The sequence below is a fragment of the Mycobacterium sp. 1423905.2 genome, from assembly GCF_001673155.1.
Taxonomy (GTDB): Bacteria; Actinomycetota; Actinomycetes; order Mycobacteriales; family Mycobacteriaceae; genus Mycobacterium.
In genome coordinates this window covers 19,350-34,440 of record NZ_LZLE01000256.1, presented here as the reverse complement: position 1 = coordinate 34,440, position 15,091 = coordinate 19,350, and the positions used below count along the sequence as shown (strand labels likewise).

The 15,091-nt window shown below is 67.0% G+C and carries 16 protein-coding genes; 7 read left to right on the top strand and 9 right to left on the bottom strand.

Going from position 1 to position 15,091, the window contains the following annotated elements; genetic code table 11:
* Positions 1–20 precede the first annotated feature (20 nt).
* The gene (locus A9W95_RS16495) at positions 21–1,523 is read left to right on the top strand and encodes a sensor histidine kinase (protein WP_067414814.1); all 1,503 of its coding nucleotides are present in this window, start codon (positions 21–23) and stop codon (positions 1,521–1,523) included.
* Between the two features lie 62 nt (positions 1,524–1,585).
* Here A9W95_RS16495 and whiB1 read toward each other — a convergent pair whose 3' ends face one another.
* Entirely contained in the window at positions 1,586–1,840 is a 255-nt protein-coding gene (gene whiB1 / locus A9W95_RS26395; protein WP_003874607.1) for a transcriptional regulator WhiB1, read from the bottom strand.
* Positions 1,841–2,130: 290 nt separating this feature from the next.
* Positions 2,131–3,090, bottom strand: coding sequence for a diacylglycerol kinase family protein (locus A9W95_RS16490; RefSeq protein ID WP_067414811.1), 960 nt, complete (start codon positions 3,088–3,090; stop codon positions 2,131–2,133).
* A 307-nt stretch (positions 3,091–3,397) separates the two neighbouring features.
* Here A9W95_RS16490 and A9W95_RS16485 point away from each other — a divergent pair, with 307 nt between their 5' ends.
* A complete protein-coding gene (locus tag A9W95_RS16485) occupies positions 3,398–3,829 on the top strand; it encodes a hypothetical protein (protein ID WP_067414831.1) in 432 nt (143 codons plus the stop codon).
* Here A9W95_RS16485 and A9W95_RS16480 read toward each other — a convergent pair.
* From A9W95_RS16480 to A9W95_RS16470, 3 genes are read right to left on the bottom strand one after another with little or no spacing between them, the layout of a single operon-like run.
* Positions 3,781–4,263 (bottom strand): GNAT family N-acetyltransferase, encoded by a 483-nt coding sequence (locus A9W95_RS16480; RefSeq protein ID WP_067414808.1) that lies wholly within the window; start codon positions 4,261–4,263, stop codon positions 3,781–3,783. The genes A9W95_RS16485 and A9W95_RS16480 overlap by 49 nt on opposite strands.
* Complete coding sequence (locus tag A9W95_RS16475) at positions 4,260–5,360, bottom strand: isochorismate synthase MenF (RefSeq protein ID WP_067414805.1); 1,101 nt, start codon at positions 5,358–5,360, stop codon at positions 4,260–4,262. The genes A9W95_RS16480 and A9W95_RS16475 overlap by 4 nt, the downstream gene beginning before the upstream one ends.
* Complete coding sequence (locus tag A9W95_RS16470; RefSeq protein ID WP_067414803.1) at positions 5,357–5,956, bottom strand: acid phosphatase; 600 nt, start codon at positions 5,954–5,956, stop codon at positions 5,357–5,359. Before A9W95_RS16470 ends, A9W95_RS16475 begins: the two co-directional genes overlap by 4 nt.
* A gap of 131 nt (positions 5,957–6,087) precedes the next feature.
* On the opposite strand from A9W95_RS16470, the gene A9W95_RS16465 reads away from it, so the two are divergent.
* Positions 6,088–6,888, top strand: a complete 801-nt coding sequence (locus A9W95_RS16465) for a ParA family protein (protein ID WP_156746244.1) — start codon at positions 6,088–6,090, stop codon at positions 6,886–6,888.
* A gap of 7 nt (positions 6,889–6,895) precedes the next feature.
* Here A9W95_RS16465 and A9W95_RS16460 read toward each other — a convergent pair whose 3' ends face one another.
* Together A9W95_RS16460 and A9W95_RS16455 are read right to left on the bottom strand one after the other, a co-directional pair.
* Positions 6,896–8,110: a hypothetical protein gene (locus tag A9W95_RS16460; RefSeq protein WP_067414801.1), complete on the bottom strand. Its 1,215-nt coding sequence runs from the start codon at positions 8,108–8,110 to the stop codon at positions 6,896–6,898.
* Between the two features lie 25 nt (positions 8,111–8,135).
* Positions 8,136–9,626: a DEAD/DEAH box helicase gene (locus A9W95_RS16455; protein ID WP_067414798.1), complete on the bottom strand. Its 1,491-nt coding sequence runs from the start codon at positions 9,624–9,626 to the stop codon at positions 8,136–8,138.
* A 259-nt stretch (positions 9,627–9,885) separates the two neighbouring features.
* Here A9W95_RS16455 and A9W95_RS16450 point away from each other — a divergent pair, with 259 nt between their 5' ends.
* A complete protein-coding gene (locus A9W95_RS16450) occupies positions 9,886–10,581 on the top strand; it encodes a ferritin-like fold-containing protein (RefSeq protein ID WP_067414795.1) in 696 nt (231 codons plus the stop codon).
* A gap of 4 nt (positions 10,582–10,585) precedes the next feature.
* Here A9W95_RS16450 and A9W95_RS27285 read toward each other — a convergent pair whose 3' ends face one another.
* Complete coding sequence (locus tag A9W95_RS27285; RefSeq protein WP_082983137.1) at positions 10,586–11,308, bottom strand: hypothetical protein; 723 nt, start codon at positions 11,306–11,308, stop codon at positions 10,586–10,588.
* Positions 11,309–11,514: 206 nt separating this feature from the next.
* Here A9W95_RS27285 and A9W95_RS16440 point away from each other — a divergent pair, with 206 nt between their 5' ends.
* Positions 11,515–11,778 (top strand): DUF3107 domain-containing protein, encoded by a 264-nt coding sequence (locus A9W95_RS16440; protein ID WP_067414789.1) that lies wholly within the window; start codon positions 11,515–11,517, stop codon positions 11,776–11,778.
* Here the strand turns inward: A9W95_RS16440 and A9W95_RS16435 are convergent.
* Positions 11,765–12,448 (bottom strand): TetR/AcrR family transcriptional regulator, encoded by a 684-nt coding sequence (locus A9W95_RS16435; protein ID WP_067414786.1) that lies wholly within the window; start codon positions 12,446–12,448, stop codon positions 11,765–11,767. The two genes, A9W95_RS16440 and A9W95_RS16435, sit on opposite strands and share 14 nt — an antisense overlap.
* Before the next feature lie 203 nt (positions 12,449–12,651).
* On the opposite strand from A9W95_RS16435, the gene A9W95_RS16430 reads away from it, so the two are divergent.
* Positions 12,652–13,677: a DUF3152 domain-containing protein gene (locus tag A9W95_RS16430; RefSeq protein WP_216638176.1), complete on the top strand. Its 1,026-nt coding sequence runs from the start codon at positions 12,652–12,654 to the stop codon at positions 13,675–13,677.
* 134 nt (positions 13,678–13,811) lie between these two features.
* Positions 13,812–14,990, top strand: coding sequence for an adenylyltransferase/sulfurtransferase MoeZ (gene moeZ, locus A9W95_RS16425; protein ID WP_156746243.1), 1,179 nt, complete (start codon positions 13,812–13,814; stop codon positions 14,988–14,990).
* Positions 14,991–15,091: the final 101 nt, after the last annotated feature.

The window sequence follows — 15,091 nt, the reverse complement described above, 5'->3', positions numbered from 1 at the left end:
CCCCGGGCCCGCGTAGTTGCATGTCCACACTCGGTGATCTGCTGGCCGAGCACACGGTGCTGCCAGGCAATGCGGTTGACCACCTGCACGCGGTGGTCGGGGAGTGGCAGCTGCTTGCCGACTTGTCCTTCGCCGACTACCTGATGTGGGTGCGACGCGACGACGGCGTGCTGGTGTGTGTCGCCCAGTGCCGGCCGAATACCGCGCCGACAGTGCTGCAGACCGACGCGGTGGGCAGTGTGGTCGCCGCCGAGGAACTGCCGTTAGTGGCCGCGACGTTCGAGACGGGCGCGGCCGTTCGGGAGATCGAAGACGGCGACGCCCAGTCCTGGGCATTGCCCGGACCGCACGTCGAGGCCTCCGCGGTCCGCTACGGCGAGCAAGTGGTGGCGGTGCTCACCCAGCATCAGACCGATGTGGCCATCGAGCGCATGTCCGGTCATCTGGAGGCCGCCTACCGCGATTGCGCGACGGACTTACTGCACATGATCGCCGAGGGCACTTTCCCCGACGTCGGCGACGTGGCGATGTCACGCTCCACCCCCCGGGCCGGGGACGGCTTCATCCGGCTCGATGTCAACGGCGTCGTCGCCTATGCCAGCCCGAACGCGTTGTCGGCCTATCACCGGATGGGCCTGACCAGCGACTTGGAGGGTCATAACCTCATCAAGGTCACCCGGCCGCTGATCTCCGACCCATTCGAAGCGCAGGAAGTCGCCGAGCACATCTTGGGTCTGCTGGCCGGCGGATCCAGCATGCGCATGGAGGTCGATGCCGGCGGCGCCACCGTGTTGCTGCGCACGCTGCCGTTGGTGGTGCACGGCAAGAACGCCGGCGCCGCGATTTTGATCCGCGACGTCACCGAGGTCAAACGTCGCGACCGCGCGCTGATCTCCAAGGACGCCACCATCCGCGAGATCCACCACCGGGTGAAGAACAACCTGCAGACGGTGGCCGCGCTGCTGCGGTTGCAGGCTCGCCGGACCGTCAACGCCGAGGGGCGCGAAGCGCTCATCGAGTCGGTGCGACGAGTCTCCTCGATCGCGCTGGTGCACGACGCGCTGTCCATGTCGGTCGATGAGCAGGTCAACCTCGACGAGGTGATCGATCGGATCCTGCCGATCATGAACGACGTCGCGTCGGTGGACCGGCCCATCCGCATCAACCGGGTCGGTGACCTCGGGGTGCTCGACTCCGACCGGGCCACCGCCCTGATCATGGTGATTACCGAGTTGGTGCAGAACGCCATCGAGCACGCGTTCGATCCGGCCGCCGCCGGAGGGTCGGTGACCATTCGGGCCGAACGCTCGGCCCGCTGGCTGGATGTCGTGGTGCACGACGACGGGCGCGGCTTGCCTGAGGGGTTCAGTCTGGAGAAGTCCGACAGCCTGGGCCTGCAGATCGTGCGGACGCTGGTGTCGGCGGAGCTGGACGGCTCCTTGGGGATGCGGCAGGGCGGCGAGCGCGGCACCGATGTGGTGCTACGGGTGCCGATCGGGCGGCGCGGCCGGTTGGTGCTGTGAACGCTATACACAACAGTGCGGCCCCGACGTCGTCGGGGCCGCACTGTGCAGTCACGAAATCGTCAGACTCCGCTGCGGGCCTTCGTCCGGGCATTGCGACGCTTCAGTGCGCGCCGCTCGTCTTCGCTCATACCGCCCCAGACGCCCGAGTCCTGGCCTGTGTTCAGGGCCCAGCCAAGACATTCCGTTGTCACTGGACACCTGTTACAGACCAACTTTGCGTCAGCGATCTGTGCGAGCGCCGGGCCGCTGTTCCCAACCGGGAAGAACAGCTCCGGGTCCTCGTCACGACAGACCGCCTTGTGGCGCCAATCCATTAGTTGCTACTCCTCACTACGTGCGCAGCATCGCGCACGGGACTTTTTCCTTGGCTGTTAACGCTTGCACAAGAAAGGGTTTCCAGTACCTTCACGCTTCTCTTGCATGCAACCTTTTGATCGTTTCACAGGCTCAACAGATGTCAATAGTGTTACGGGCCCTCGTGGGCTATCTCACTTTAGTGATCTCTTACTTGAGCCCTTAGTCCGTTGTACTACACTGCCCGCCCGGTTGCGCCATACATTTCTGTCCCAAGCCGGTCACAGCTTCTCTTCGGGCAGCTCAACGCCTATTTCCGCGGGGGCGGAGCGACCACCTGCAACGCATTGGGGACAGCGCGGAACGTCATGGATTCGCGCAGGCCGAGATATTCTCCGTCGAACTGACAGGCCGCCGGGGCGGCCATGGTCTTGATCCGGACATAGGCCACATCGTCATCGCGGATCAGTTGTTCGGCTTCCAACTTGGGCCGTTTAGCGAGCAGCTGGCGCAGCAATCTCAACGTCGGGATGACCTTCATGCTGGTGAGCGCAAACAGGCCCAGGCCGGTCTCGAAGCTGCATCCGGGGTTGGTGACCATGGGCTTGTTATTGCTGTAGGTCCACGGGTTGGTGTTGGACACCCAGACGAAGTGCACACCTGAAACGGGTTCGCGCTCGGGCTGTTCCAGGATGAGATTGGGCTCTCGCCGGCTGAAGGCCACCGAGACGGGCACCGCAACCCGCCAGTAGTTGAGTGGCGTGACCTTGACGCCCTTCTTGCGCTTGGCTTCTACCGCCTCGACGACCTCGGCGTCGACGCCCATGCCGGCGTTGACTAGGGCCCAGATTTCGCCGCAGTCGATCAGCGAAATGCGGCGCCACTGCCGGTGGCGCTCGTATTCGTCGACCAGGGCGATCAATTGGTTGCAAGCCGCCGGGGCGTCTTTCGCTATGCCCAGCGCCCGGGCCAGGACATTTGCCGAGCCGCCAGGCACGATTCCCACTGCGGGCACCCGCTCCGGCAACCCAGTGCCGGGCCGACCGAGCATGCCGTTGACCACCGCGCTCACCGTGCCGTCGCCGCCATGGACAACGACCATGTCGTATCCGTCGGCAACCGCCTCGCGGCCGAGTTCCTCGGCGTGACCTGCGTGTTTGGTGTGCCTGACGGTGAGCTGGAGGCGGCTTTCGAGCGCGTGGGTGACCAGATCGCGCGCGGCCGGTGTGATGGTGGTGGCGATTGGATTCACGATCAACATGGCGCGCATGAAGCATGAGCTTAGGCGTGGCGACGATGCCCGCCGCGCAGCGGCGGGAGGAGGAGTCGCGCGATTGGGCTAGGCGTGGCGACGATGCCCGCCGCGTAGCGGCGGGAGGAGGAGTCGCGCGATTGGGCTAGCCGTGGCGACGATGCCCGCCGCGCAGCGGCGGCCAGCGATCGAGCGTGTACCCCTGGCGCCGAGTGTGCTTCAGCGGCGGGAAATCCGCGATTCGGCCGCCGTGACCACACGCTGGAAGCCGTCAGCGCACACTCGGCGAAACCGCGCGACCAAGCGGCGTGACTACGCTGGCGCTGTGACCGTTCGACCTCCCACTCCGGTGCGTCTGGCCGGACTGGTCGTTGTCGCCCAAGGGATTGCGTCGCTGGTGATAGCCGCCGTCTTGACAGTGCGAGCGTTGGCCGGCGCCGACCAGCATGTCGTCAACGGCCTGGGCACGGCGGCGTGGTTTCTGCTGATCGGCGCCGTGGTGGGGGCCGCCGGTCGGGCGTTGCTGCTCGGCAAGCGGTGGGGCCGTGGACTGTCCGTGTTCACCCAACTCCTGTTGCTGCCGGTCGCGTGGTATGCCGCGGTGGGGTCGCATCGACCAGGGATCGGGATCCCGCTGGGCGTAGTAGCTCTTGCCGCGCTGATCTTGTTGTTCAGCCCCGCGGCGGTGCGGTGGGCCGCCGGCGGCGATCAGCGTGGTTGGGCCAGCGCTGCCAGTCGCGAACCGGACAGCCGGTAGGTCGTCCACTCGGTCTGCGGTGTCCCGCCCACGCCGTCGTACAACGCGATGGCATCCGAGTTCCAGTTCAACACCGCCCACGTCAGTCGCGTGTAGCCGTTGTCGACGCATTCGCGCGCCAGCGTGCCCAGTAGCGCGCGCGCCAGGCCGCGACGGCGATACTTCGGCCGAACGTAGAGGTCTTCCAAGTAGATGCCCGCGACACCGTCCCAGGTGGAGAAGTTCAGAAACCACAACGCCATCGCGGCGACCTCACCGTCGGTCTCGACGACGTGCCCATGCACGGTCGGTGGATCACCGAACAGCGCTGCCGCGATTTGACTTTCGGTGACGAAACACTGCTGCGCGGCATGCTCGAATTTGGCCAGCTCGTGAATCATGGCCGCGATATCCGCGCTGTCTTGCGGTGTGGCGCGACGAATGTTGCCGGTCATTGCTGAACTCCGAGCGCAGTCAATATCGTCGCGAATTTGGTTGTGGTTTCCGCGACTTCGTCGTCCGGGTCTGATTCGGCGACAATTCCGCCGCCGGCGTGAGCGAGCGCGGTACGGCGGTCGGCCGACAGTTGCGCACAGCGAATGGACACCACCCAGTGGCCGTCACCGCGCGCGTCACACCATCCGACGGCGCCGGCGTAGAAGCCGCGGTCACCCTCCAACACCGCGATCAGCTCGGCGGCCGCGTCGGTGGGGACCCCGCCGACCGCCGGCGTGGGATGCAGCGCCAGGGCCAAATCGATTGCCGTCGTGGAAGACTCACGCAACCGACCGCTGATCGGCGTGCACAGGTGCCAGACCGCGGCGGTGCGGCTCAATTGCGGCTCGGGGGCGATCGTGAGTTCGTCGCAGAGGGGTTCCAGCGCGGCCCGCATGGTGTCGATGACGAGTTGGTGCTCGTGGCGGTTCTTGGTCGACGCGGCCAGGGCGGCGCCGTTGGCGGCGTCGGTCTCGGGGTCTAGGGCGCGCGGCGCCGACCCGGCGAACGGCCGGCACGTGACCCGGTCACCGGATCGGGCGACCAGCAGCTCGGGGCTCGCACCGACCAAGGCCTGCCCCCGGTAATCGGCACCGGCGCCGCTCAGGTCGGCCAGATAACCGTAGGCGGTGGGATCGGCTGCAACCAAGCGGCGCAATACAATCCGGGCGTCCAGACCATCATCGGCGACTATCCGCAACGCCCGGGCCAACACCACCTTGTGTAACCGTGCACCGGGTGCGGCCAACTCTGCGCGGGCGCGATCGATCCGCGCGCGGTGTTCGGCAGCCGGCGGGACGGCGGCCTCGATGCGCACCGCAGGCATCGGGCCGGTGGGCCAGTCGGGCAGCGCCGTGGAGCGCGTCAACCCGTCGGGCACCAGCAGCGCGGCCGGTCGGTTCAAGTCAAATGGCAACGCGCCCATCACGATTGGTACTTGCTGCGAACGCAGTGCCGCTTGCGCGGCCGACACGTCGGAGTAGCGCGCCCGAACCCCATCGGCCACCAGCACCCCGCCCGGTCCGCACAGCGCGAATGGTGGTTCGGCTGGATTCACGCGCCCAGATGGCCCGTCAAGCCGAGCACGCTGAGCTGACGAACACCGTGTTCGAAGCCCAAGACACCGATCGAGGCGGTGGCCATGCCGAACCGGCTGCCCTCGACCAGCGGCAGCTCGACCCACCGGGTGATCACGGCCCGGGAGAAGTGCCCGTGACTGACGAAGACCACGTCGCGCGATTCCATGTGCTCGAGGGCCAAGGCCACCGCCTGGTCGGCGCGATCGCTGACTTCGGCGACGCTTTCCCCGTCGCGACAGCCGTGCGTCCACACCAGCCAGTCTGGTTCCTGTTCGTGGATTTGGTCTGTGGTCAGACCTTCGTAGGCGCCGTAGTCCCACTCGGCAAGCACTTCGGAGACCTCGTCGACGGATAGGCCCGCCAGTTCGGCGGTGTCGACCGAGCGTTTGCGCGGGCTGCTGATCACCAGCGGGTCGACTAGGTCAAGCTGCTCGAGTACCTTGCCGGCCAGCTCTGCCTGCTCGCGTCCGGTGTCCGTCAGGTCGATGTCGGTACGACCGGTGTGCTGGCCCGATATGGACCATTCGGTTTCGCCGTGGCGGAGTAGCAGCAGGCGGTGGTCGTGAAGTCCCATGCCGACCGATTCTGCCCGCACGACTCCTCGGGGACATGCCGGGCCCGTCGCCCGAACCGCAACGCTGCGAACATGCCAGGATGGGCACTGTAATCCGCGCCACGCGTAGCGAACGGACAGGAGCGGCGCTTGTGACCAAGATGCGGGTACTGGCGGTAGCCAACCAAAAGGGCGGGGTGGCCAAGACGACGACGGTCGCCTCCCTCGGTGCGGCGTTGCTGGATGAGGGTCGGCGAGTCTTGCTGGTGGATCTGGACCCGCAGGGCTGTCTGACGTTCTCGTTGGGTCAGGACCCGGACAAATTGCCGGTGTCGGTGCACGAAGTGCTGCTCGGTGATGTCGAGCCCAGCGCCGCGCTGGTCACCACGCTCGAGGGAATGACGTTGCTGCCGGCCAACATCGACCTGGCCGGTGCCGAGGCGATGTTGCTGATGCGGGCCGGGCGCGAGTATGCGCTCAAGCGCGCGCTGGCCAAGTTGTCCGACGACTTCGACGTGGTCATCATCGACTGCCCGCCGTCGCTGGGGGTGCTGACGCTCAACGGGTTGACCGCCGCCGACGAGGTGATCGTGCCGTTGCAGTGCGAGACGTTGGCTCATCGCGGCGTCGGCCAATTCCTGCGCACCGTGTCTGACGTCCAGCAGATCACCAACCCCGACCTCAAGCTGCTCGGCGCCTTGCCGACGCTCTATGACTCCCGCACCACCCACACCCGCGACGTGTTGCTCGACGTCGCCGACCGCTACGACCTGCCGGTGCTGGCACCGCCCATTCCGCGCACCGTACGCTTCGCCGAGGCCAGCGCGTCGGGATCGTCGGTGATTTCCGGACGCAAGAACAAGGGCGCGGTGGCCTACCGCGAATTGGCGCAGGCGCTGATCAAGCATTGGAAATCTGGCAAGCCGCTGCCTACCTTCGCCGTGGAACTCTAGCGTCGGGTCAGCCGAGGACCACTAGCGTGTCGCCGCGCTGCTCGATGACTTTGGGCCCCGACACGGCCGGGATCACCGGTGCGCTGCTGGCCGGCCGGTCCACTGGGATGTAACGGGTGTCGGCGCCGCTGACCGGGTCGTAGACGCCGATCGCGCCGGTGACCGGGACCAGCAATTGGCCCGCCATCATCACCCCCGGCCCCAGCGGCACCGCGGTCTCTCCAGCAGCGATGGTGTAGCGCTGGGCCAAGTTGCTGGCATCGAAGACCAGTAGCGAGTCCCCGGTCCACCAGGTCACCAGGTTGCCGCTGACCGACGCCACCGCCGAGTCCGACGGCGGCTTGGCCAGCAGGGTGCTGGCCACGGTGGTGCCGGTCTCGTCGACCACGTCGACGCGAGGTTGCGGGCTCGGCAGATACAACGCGGTGTGGTTCTGCGAGACGACCAGCACGCGAGCGCCCGATCCGGGTCGTATCCCGGGTTCTTGGACTATCTGCTGCTGCGGTTCGTCGTCTTCTTTGCCCGGCCGCAGCAGGACCAGCCGCACATCGGCTTGGTTGGTGCAGGCTTCCAGCACGGCGACCTCGGAGGAACTGGCCGTGGCGGATTCCAGCGTGCATCCCGAGTGCAGCCCGCGCGCCGACGGTTTGACCCGTGCGTCGGTCTCGCCGTAAGCCAGCATCCGCACCATGTCCGAGCGCCACATCTCAAGCCGAGTGTTGCCGGCCGACAACACGGTGGTGCCGTCGGTGGACAGGCGCACCCGAGGGTCGGCGTAGCTGCTGCGGGCCGGCCCGCGCCGGCCGGTGGCGCCGTCGATGGTGCTGACCTGGCCACAGCCCCGCTCGTCCCGGTATACGGCGACTGCGTAGTGGTAGATCCAACTCACGCCGCACAGGTCGGTGTCGCGGGCGTAGCTCCACAACGACTCGCCGGTCGCGGGGTCACGGCCGTCCACTTGGCGCCCGTTGGCGGTCACCACCGTTCCCCCCACCGCGACGGGTGCCCGGGTGCCGGGGCTGGCCGCGGCCCACAGCTGCTTGAGCGTGGCGGGAACCTCGCGGGCGGGGGTGGGGGTGGCAATGGGATGTGCCGCTGGGCGACTGGTCGTGGCCCGCGCGTCGCTGGTCCACCAGATCAGCCCGGCGACGACGGCGACGACGACCGCGATCGTCACCGCGGCTGCGATGTCGGCCTTGGTGCGGCGTTCGGGTTTGACCATGCCCAGCGCGTGGCGTGCGGTTAGGTCAGTTGGCGGAAGCCGCAGCCTCGGCGGGCTTACGGCGACGACGGCGGCGGCGAGCGGGGGAGGCGCCGGTCGACGGCTCCGATCCGGTCTCCGCGCTGGCGTCCGCGCCGGTCGAAGACGGGTGCGCGGAGATCGGCTTGCCGCCACGGGTGCGCCGACGCGGCGCGCGGTTGCGGGTGCGGGCGGGCTTCTCGGCGACCTCGCCGTTGGGCTCGCGCCGCTTGACCTGCGTCTTGTGCGCCGGACCCACGTTGCCGCTGGCCTCGGCCGGAATGGACAGCTCGGCGTAGAGGTGCGGCGAGCTGGAATAGGTTTCGGCCGGCTCGGGTGTGCCCAGGCCCAGCGCCTTGTCGATCATCGACCAGCGCGGCAGCTCGTCCCAATCCACCAGGGTGACCGCGACGCCCGTCTTACCGGCGCGGCCGGTCCGCCCGATGCGGTGCACGTAGGCCTGCTCGTCCTCGGGAATCTGGTAATTGATGACGTGGGTGACGTCGTCGATGTCGATGCCGCGGGCGGCGACGTCGGTGGCGACCAGCACGTCGATGTCGCCGGTGCGGAACGCCTTGAGTGCCTTCTCGCGCGCGATCTGTCCCAGGTCGCCGTGCACGGCGCCCACCTTGAAGCCCCGCTCGCCCAGTTCGTCGGCGACCTTTTGGGCGGTGCGCTTGGTGCGGGTGAAGATCATCGTCGCGCCGCGGCCCTCGGCTTGCAGCACCCGCGTGACCAGTTCGACCTTGTCCAGCGCGTGCGCGCGGTAGACGAACTGCTCGGTGGTGTCGTGCGTGGCCGCCGAGTGCGGGGCTTCGGCGCGGATGTGCGTGGGCTGGTCCATGAAGGTGCGGGCCAGCGTGATGATCGGGTCGGGCATCGTCGCCGAGAACAGCATCGACTGCCGGTCGGCGGGAATCTGGCGCAGGATGCGCTCGATGTCCGGCAAGAAGCCCAGGTCCAGCATCTCGTCGGCTTCGTCGAGCACCAGCACCGAGAGCCCGCCCAGCTGCAGGTGGCCCTGCTGGCAGAGGTCGAGCAGCCGGCCGGGAGTGCCCACGACGACGTCGGCGCCCTTCTGCAAGGCCTCGATCTGCGGCTCGTAGGCGCGTCCACCGTAGATGGACACCACCGACAGAGGCCGGCCGCCGTCGACGGTCAGGTATTTGGCCGCGGTGGCGAGGTCACCGGTGACCTGCAGGCACAGCTCACGGGTCGGAACCACAATCAAAGCCCGGGGCGCCCCGGTCAAGGGCCGCGCCGCGGTGTTGGACGTGATCCGGTGCAGCAATGGCACGCCGAAGGCGAAGGTCTTGCCCATACCGGTGCGGGCCTGGCCGATCAAGTCCTCGCCGGCCAGTGCAAGCGGCAGCGTCAGCTCTTGGATAGCAAAGGGAATATGGATGTCCTTTTCGGCCAATGCGCGCACAATTTCGTCGCGTACGCCGAGTTGGGCAAATGTCAGTGCAGATTCGGTTGTGCTGTTGAGTTCAGTCATACGGTAGGGAGAAGCCTTTCGGTGACGATATCCAGTCGGGTCCGTGCGTTTATGTGTCGCGGTTCACGCGCGCACGAGTTCCGACTCCGATTACGTCGCCGAGGCGCCGGCCCGCTGCTCCACAGGTGGCGGGGCCCGCTACGTGCACGCACATCTCTTGAGCAGTGGCAGCACAGATAACGCCACTACCTACGAACATGATAGCTGGTCCTAAGCGGGCACCCAGCACCTTCCACCTACTCCCAACTAGAGTGTTGCCATGACCTCGCCTTCGTCCGCCGACCAGGTGGCCGGTTCCTCCGGGCCACGGCTGACGGCGGATCACCCCGGCGTCAACGAACTGTTTGCGCTGCTGGCCTATGGCGAGGTGGCGGCGTTCTACCGGCTGACCGACGAGGCGCGGATGGCGCCTAACCTGCAGGGTCGGATTTCGATGGCCAGCATGGCCGCCGCCGAGATGGGCCATTACGAACTGCTGCGGGACGCGCTGGAAAGCCGCGGCGTCGACGTCGTGTCGGCCATGGCTAAGTACGTGTCGCCGCTGGAGAACTACCACCGGCTGACCATGCCCAGCACGTGGCTGGAGGCGCTGGTCAAGACCTACGTCGCCGACGCCCTAGCCGCCGATCTGTATTTGGAGATCGCCGACGGGCTGCCCGACGAGGTGGCCGACGTAGTGCGTGCGGCGCTCTCGGAAACGGGGCATTCCCAGTTCGTTGTCGCCGAGGTGCGGGCCGCGGTCACCTCGAGCGGCAAGCAGCGCAGCCGGCTGGCGCTGTGGTCGCGCCGATTGCTGGGCGAAGCGATCACCCAGGCCCAATATCTGCTGGCCGACCACGACGAGCTGGTCGACCTGGTGCTGTCCGGAACCGGGGGGCTGGGCCAGATCAGCGCCTTCTTCGAGCGTTTGCAAAACACCCACGACCAGCGGATGCGCGAACTGGGTCTGGGCTAGCCGGTTAACGGGTGCACGTCGCGATGATCGCGTTGTTGGTCGATGCCTTCACCAGCTGACCTTGGGCGTTGGCGATCGCACAGTTCAGCCGCCCGTACAGGCTGGTCGCGACCACGGATTCGGTCGTCACACCCGGGTTTAGGACCACCACCTTGGTCCACGGCAATGCCACGTTGAACTCGGTTACGGGGAAGCCGCGCGCGTCGGTGTAGACCACGTTGACCAGGTCGAACAGCTGCTTGTTGCCGGTCACGCTGTAGACGACGGTTTGCGGGTTGAGCCCGGCCGAGGGCGGTGGAACGGTGCGCGGGGGCACGGCCGTCGGCGTCCGCCCAGCGCTGGGCGGCGGGGTGAGGGTGGTGACCGTCTCCGGGGGAAGTTGCGGTGCCCGCGAGGTGGTGGGCGGAACGCTGGGCGCCAGCGTCGGTGAGGGGCTGGGCGCGGTCGATCGGGTGGTGATGACCGGATGCGGCGCGACGGTGGCCTTGGTCGAGGCGCTGTCCCCGCTGTTGATGATGACGGCGGTGGCGATGGCGCCGATGGCCACGATCGCGCCGATGATCGCCGCTGCCGGACGCCAGCGTCGATTCGCCGGCCAGACCCACTCGCCGTCGGAGTGGCGCCAGTCGGCACCGAAGCCGCTGCGGTCGGCTTCGTCGGTCTCGTAGTCCTCGTCGTCCGGATAGTCCTGGACGTCGCCGTAGAGGCTGTGACGTGTGTTGCTGATGTTTCTGATGGTATTCAGACGGCTCGCTCAGCGCCGCTGTCGGTGACGGTCTTGGCCGGGGTTAGACCGAATCGTGATCTGCCGGTCACCCGCCGCGTTCACTTAGCGCGAACTGCTTGGCAGGGCCGCGACGCGAAGCATGCGGGGTGCTTCCACTAGCCTGCTGCTGAGTGCCATGCGGCGGAATACCAACGAAAGGGGCGACCGTGGAGGTCAAGATCGGGATCACGGACAGTCCGCGCGAGCTGGTGTTCGCCAGTGCGCAAACGCCCACTGACGTCGAGGAACTCGTTCGTGATGCGTTGAGTGAGGGTTCAGGCGTGCTCAGCCTGAACGACGAGCGGGGCCGTCGCTTCCTGATCAACACCGCCAAAATCGCCTACGTCGAGATAGGTCCCGCCGACGCCCGACGGGTGGGCTTCGGGATCGGGGCCGAGATCGCCGCGGCGCGGGCCGCTACGAGCGAGTAAGGGGCACGTGCGAAAGCCCGCCCCACGCGAACGCCACCGCGCCCTCGACGGCGTCGGATTTCGAGATGGGTCGGTCGGCGTCCAGCCAGTACCGCGCGGCGTCGACGCTCATGCCGACCAGGCCCACCGCGATCATTCGGGCACGGTGCGGTTCCAGTCCGGAGTCCTCGGCGATCAGTGCGAACACCGCGTCGATGCATGACTCGGTGGCCTGTCGTACCTGAGCGGCCACTTCTGGCTCGGTGACGTTGTCGTTCTCGAAGATCAGCCGATATCCCTGGCTGTCGTGCTCGATGAAGTCAAAGAACGCCTGCACCGCGGCGTGCAACCGCTGGCGGTTGTCGGTGGTGGTGCGCAACGCCCGCTGTACCCCGGACACCAGGTTTTCGACATGCCGGTGGAGCACCGCGAGGTACAACTCCAGTTTGCTCGAAAAGTGTTGGTACAGGACGGGTTTGCTGACCCCAGCGCGGTCGGCGATCTCGTCCATGCCGGCCGCGTGGTAGCCGCGGTCGACGAAGACGTCGCTGGCCACGATGAGCAGCTGGCCGCGACGTTCGTCGCGGGGTAACCGGTTACCCCGGCGGTTGGACGGCGCAGGGTCTTCGACCGGCCGAAGGTTCCCGGCCGATCTGACGGCACGTCGCGCCGTCTTGGCCAGATCGCTCATCGTCGGTCCTCAATCAGATCTCAATTGATCGTGCGGTTGCACTTGCCATCCCCGCGGCCGCACAGTATGTCGCAACGACCTTACTACCCGAGGCGTCAAACCGATCGGAACTGACGTTATCCGTACCTCAGGGATGCAGGTCGGAGGGCATCTTCGGGCGCGCCAGGGGTCACAGCCAACGGCGGCTGTGCCATCCTGAGGAAATGACCTCCCCCCGGCCTGTGCGCGGCACCGGCCGAGTTCCCATGCTGCGTGACGAGCGGCGGGAACCGCTGCGGGCGCAGCGTGACCCGTTGGGCGAGAGCGCGGGACGGGCTCGTGCCGACCGCGAACGTCCGCGCCAATGGCGCAAGCAGACCTGGCTGGGCCGGTTCGTGTCCACGTACGGCTGGCGGGCATATGCGCTGCCGGTGTTGGCGGTCATCACCGTGCTGGTGGCCTACCAGAGCCTGACCGGGACCAGCGCGCCGAAGACCGCGGCCGCCCGGACCATCCAGAGCCCACCGAGCATCGGATCGGTGGGGACCGCCATCGTCGACACGCCGCCGCGGGGGTTGGCGGCCTTCGACGTCAACCTGCCGACCGGGATCTTGCCCGATGGTGGGCCATTCACCGAGGCGGGCGACAAGACCTATCACGTGGTGCCGGGAACCACGCCGCAAATCGGTCAGGGCACCGCCAAGGTGTTCCGCTACACCGTCGAGATCGAAAACGGACTGGATCCAACGATGTACGGCGGCGACGAAGCGTTCGCCCAGATGGTGGAGCAGACGCTGGCCAACCCGAAGGGCTGGACGCACAACCCGCAATTCGCCTTCATCCGGATCGACAACGGCAAGCCGGATTTCCGCGTCTCGCTGGTGTCCCCGATGACGGTGCGAGTTGGTTGTGGTTACGAATTCCCGCTCGAGACGTCTTGCTACAACCCGTCGTTCGGGCCAGACCGGCAGTCGCGCGTGTTCATCAACGAAGCGCGCTGGGTGCGCGGAGCCGTCCCGTTCGAGGGCGATGTCGGTTCATACCGGCAATACGTGGTCAGTCACGAGGTCGGCCATGCGATCGGCTACCAGCGGCATGAGGCGTGTGACGCCCAAGGCGCCCTGGCGCCGGTGATGATGCAGCAGACGTTCTCCACATCGGATGACGAGGCGGCCAAGTTCGACCCCGATTACGTCAAGGCCGACGGCAAGACCTGCCGCTTCAATCCCTGGCCGTATCCGATTCCTTGACCAGGCGGGCGCTGTCGCGCGCCGAGTCTGCGGCGACGTCACGGTGTGGCGGCGGATCGTGATGTACGCGCAGGCTCGACGCAGTCACCGCAGGCTCGTTGCCGTCGATTCGCCATGCTGGTGAGATGGATTCTGTGTCGACATCGTTGCCGCCGCTGGTAGAGCCGGCGCGTGAGCTGAGCCGCGAAGAGGTGGCCCGCTACAGCCGTCACCTGATCATTCCCGACCTCGGCGTGGACGGGCAGAAGCGGCTGAAGAACGCGCGGCTGCTGGTGATCGGCGCCGGCGGACTGGGCGCACCCACGTTGTTGTATCTGGCGGCGGCCGGTGTCGGGACCATCGGCATCGTCGACTTCGACACCGTCGACGAGTCCAACTTGCAGCGCCAGATCATCCACGGTGTCGCCGACATCGGCCGCTCCAAGGCGCAGTCCGCGCGCGAATCGATCGCTGCCATCAACCCGCTGGTCGAGGTCCGCCTGCACGAGTTTCGGCTGGAGCCGCGGAACGCCGTCAATCTGTTCCGGCAGTACGACCTGATTCTGGACGGCACCGACAACTTCGCCACTCGCTATCTGGTCAACGACGCCGCGGTGCTGGCCGGCAAGCCCTATGTGTGGGGTTCGATCTACCGGTTCGAAGGCCAGGTGTCGGTGTTCTGGGAAGACGCGCCCGACGGCCTCGGGCTGAACTATCGCGACCTCTACCCGGAGCCGCCGCCGCCGGGCATGGTGCCCTCGTGCGCCGAAGGTGGCGTACTGGGCATCATTTGTGCCTCGATCGCGTCGGTGATGGGAACCGAGGCGATCAAACTGATTACTGGGATCGGGGAGACGCTGCTGGGCCGGTTGATGGTCTATGACGCGTTGGAGATGAGTTACCGCACCATCAAGATCCGCAAGGACCCGACGACGCCGAGGATCACCGAGCTGGTCGACTACGAGGCGTTCTGCGGGGTGGTGTCCGACGACGCGGCCGACGCTGCGGCCGGTTCGACGATCACCCCACGGGAGTTGCGGGAGTTGCTGGACTCGGGGAAGAAGCTGGCGTTGATCGACGTCCGTGAGCCGGTGGAGTGGGACATCAACCACATCGAAGGCGCGCAGCTGATCCCGCAGTCGCTGATCAACAACGGGGAAGGGCTGGCGCAGTTGCCCCAAGACCGGACCACGGTGCTGTACTGCAAGACCGGGGTGCGCTCGGCCGAGGCGTTGGCCGCGGTGAAGAAAGCGGGCTTCTCCGACGCGGTGCATTTGCAGGGCGGCATCGTGGCGTGGGCGCAGCAAATGCAGCCCGACATGGTGATGTACTAGCCCAGGGTTGCGGGCCAGCGCAAAACGCGGGCTCCTCAGCGCGTCGTGCCGACGCCCATCGTCGCCCGACTAGCCCTGATCGTCGGGCTCCTCAGCGCGTC

Excerpts from the sequence above, each read along its gene's own strand:
- A9W95_RS16495 (WP_067414814.1), top strand. The coding sequence starts at position 21 with ATGTCCACACTCGGTGATCTGCTGGCCGAGCACACGGTGCTGCCAGGC.
- whiB1 (WP_003874607.1), bottom strand. The coding sequence starts at position 1,840 with ATGGATTGGCGCCACAAGGCGGTCTGTCGTGACGAGGACCCGGAGCTG.
- A9W95_RS16490 (WP_067414811.1), bottom strand. The coding sequence starts at position 3,090 with ATGCGCGCCATGTTGATCGTGAATCCAATCGCCACCACCATCACACCG.
- A9W95_RS16480 (WP_067414808.1), bottom strand. The coding sequence starts at position 4,263 with ATGACCGGCAACATTCGTCGCGCCACACCGCAAGACAGCGCGGATATC.
- A9W95_RS16470 (WP_067414803.1), bottom strand. The coding sequence starts at position 5,956 with ATGGGACTTCACGACCACCGCCTGCTGCTACTCCGCCACGGCGAAACC.
- A9W95_RS16460 (WP_067414801.1), bottom strand. The coding sequence starts at position 8,110 with ATGGTCAAACCCGAACGCCGCACCAAGGCCGACATCGCAGCCGCGGTG.
- A9W95_RS16455 (WP_067414798.1), bottom strand. The coding sequence starts at position 9,626 with ATGACTGAACTCAACAGCACAACCGAATCTGCACTGACATTTGCCCAA.
- A9W95_RS16450 (WP_067414795.1), top strand. The coding sequence starts at position 9,886 with ATGACCTCGCCTTCGTCCGCCGACCAGGTGGCCGGTTCCTCCGGGCCA.
- A9W95_RS16435 (WP_067414786.1), bottom strand. The coding sequence starts at position 12,448 with ATGAGCGATCTGGCCAAGACGGCGCGACGTGCCGTCAGATCGGCCGGG.
- A9W95_RS16430 (WP_216638176.1), top strand. The coding sequence starts at position 12,652 with ATGACCTCCCCCCGGCCTGTGCGCGGCACCGGCCGAGTTCCCATGCTG.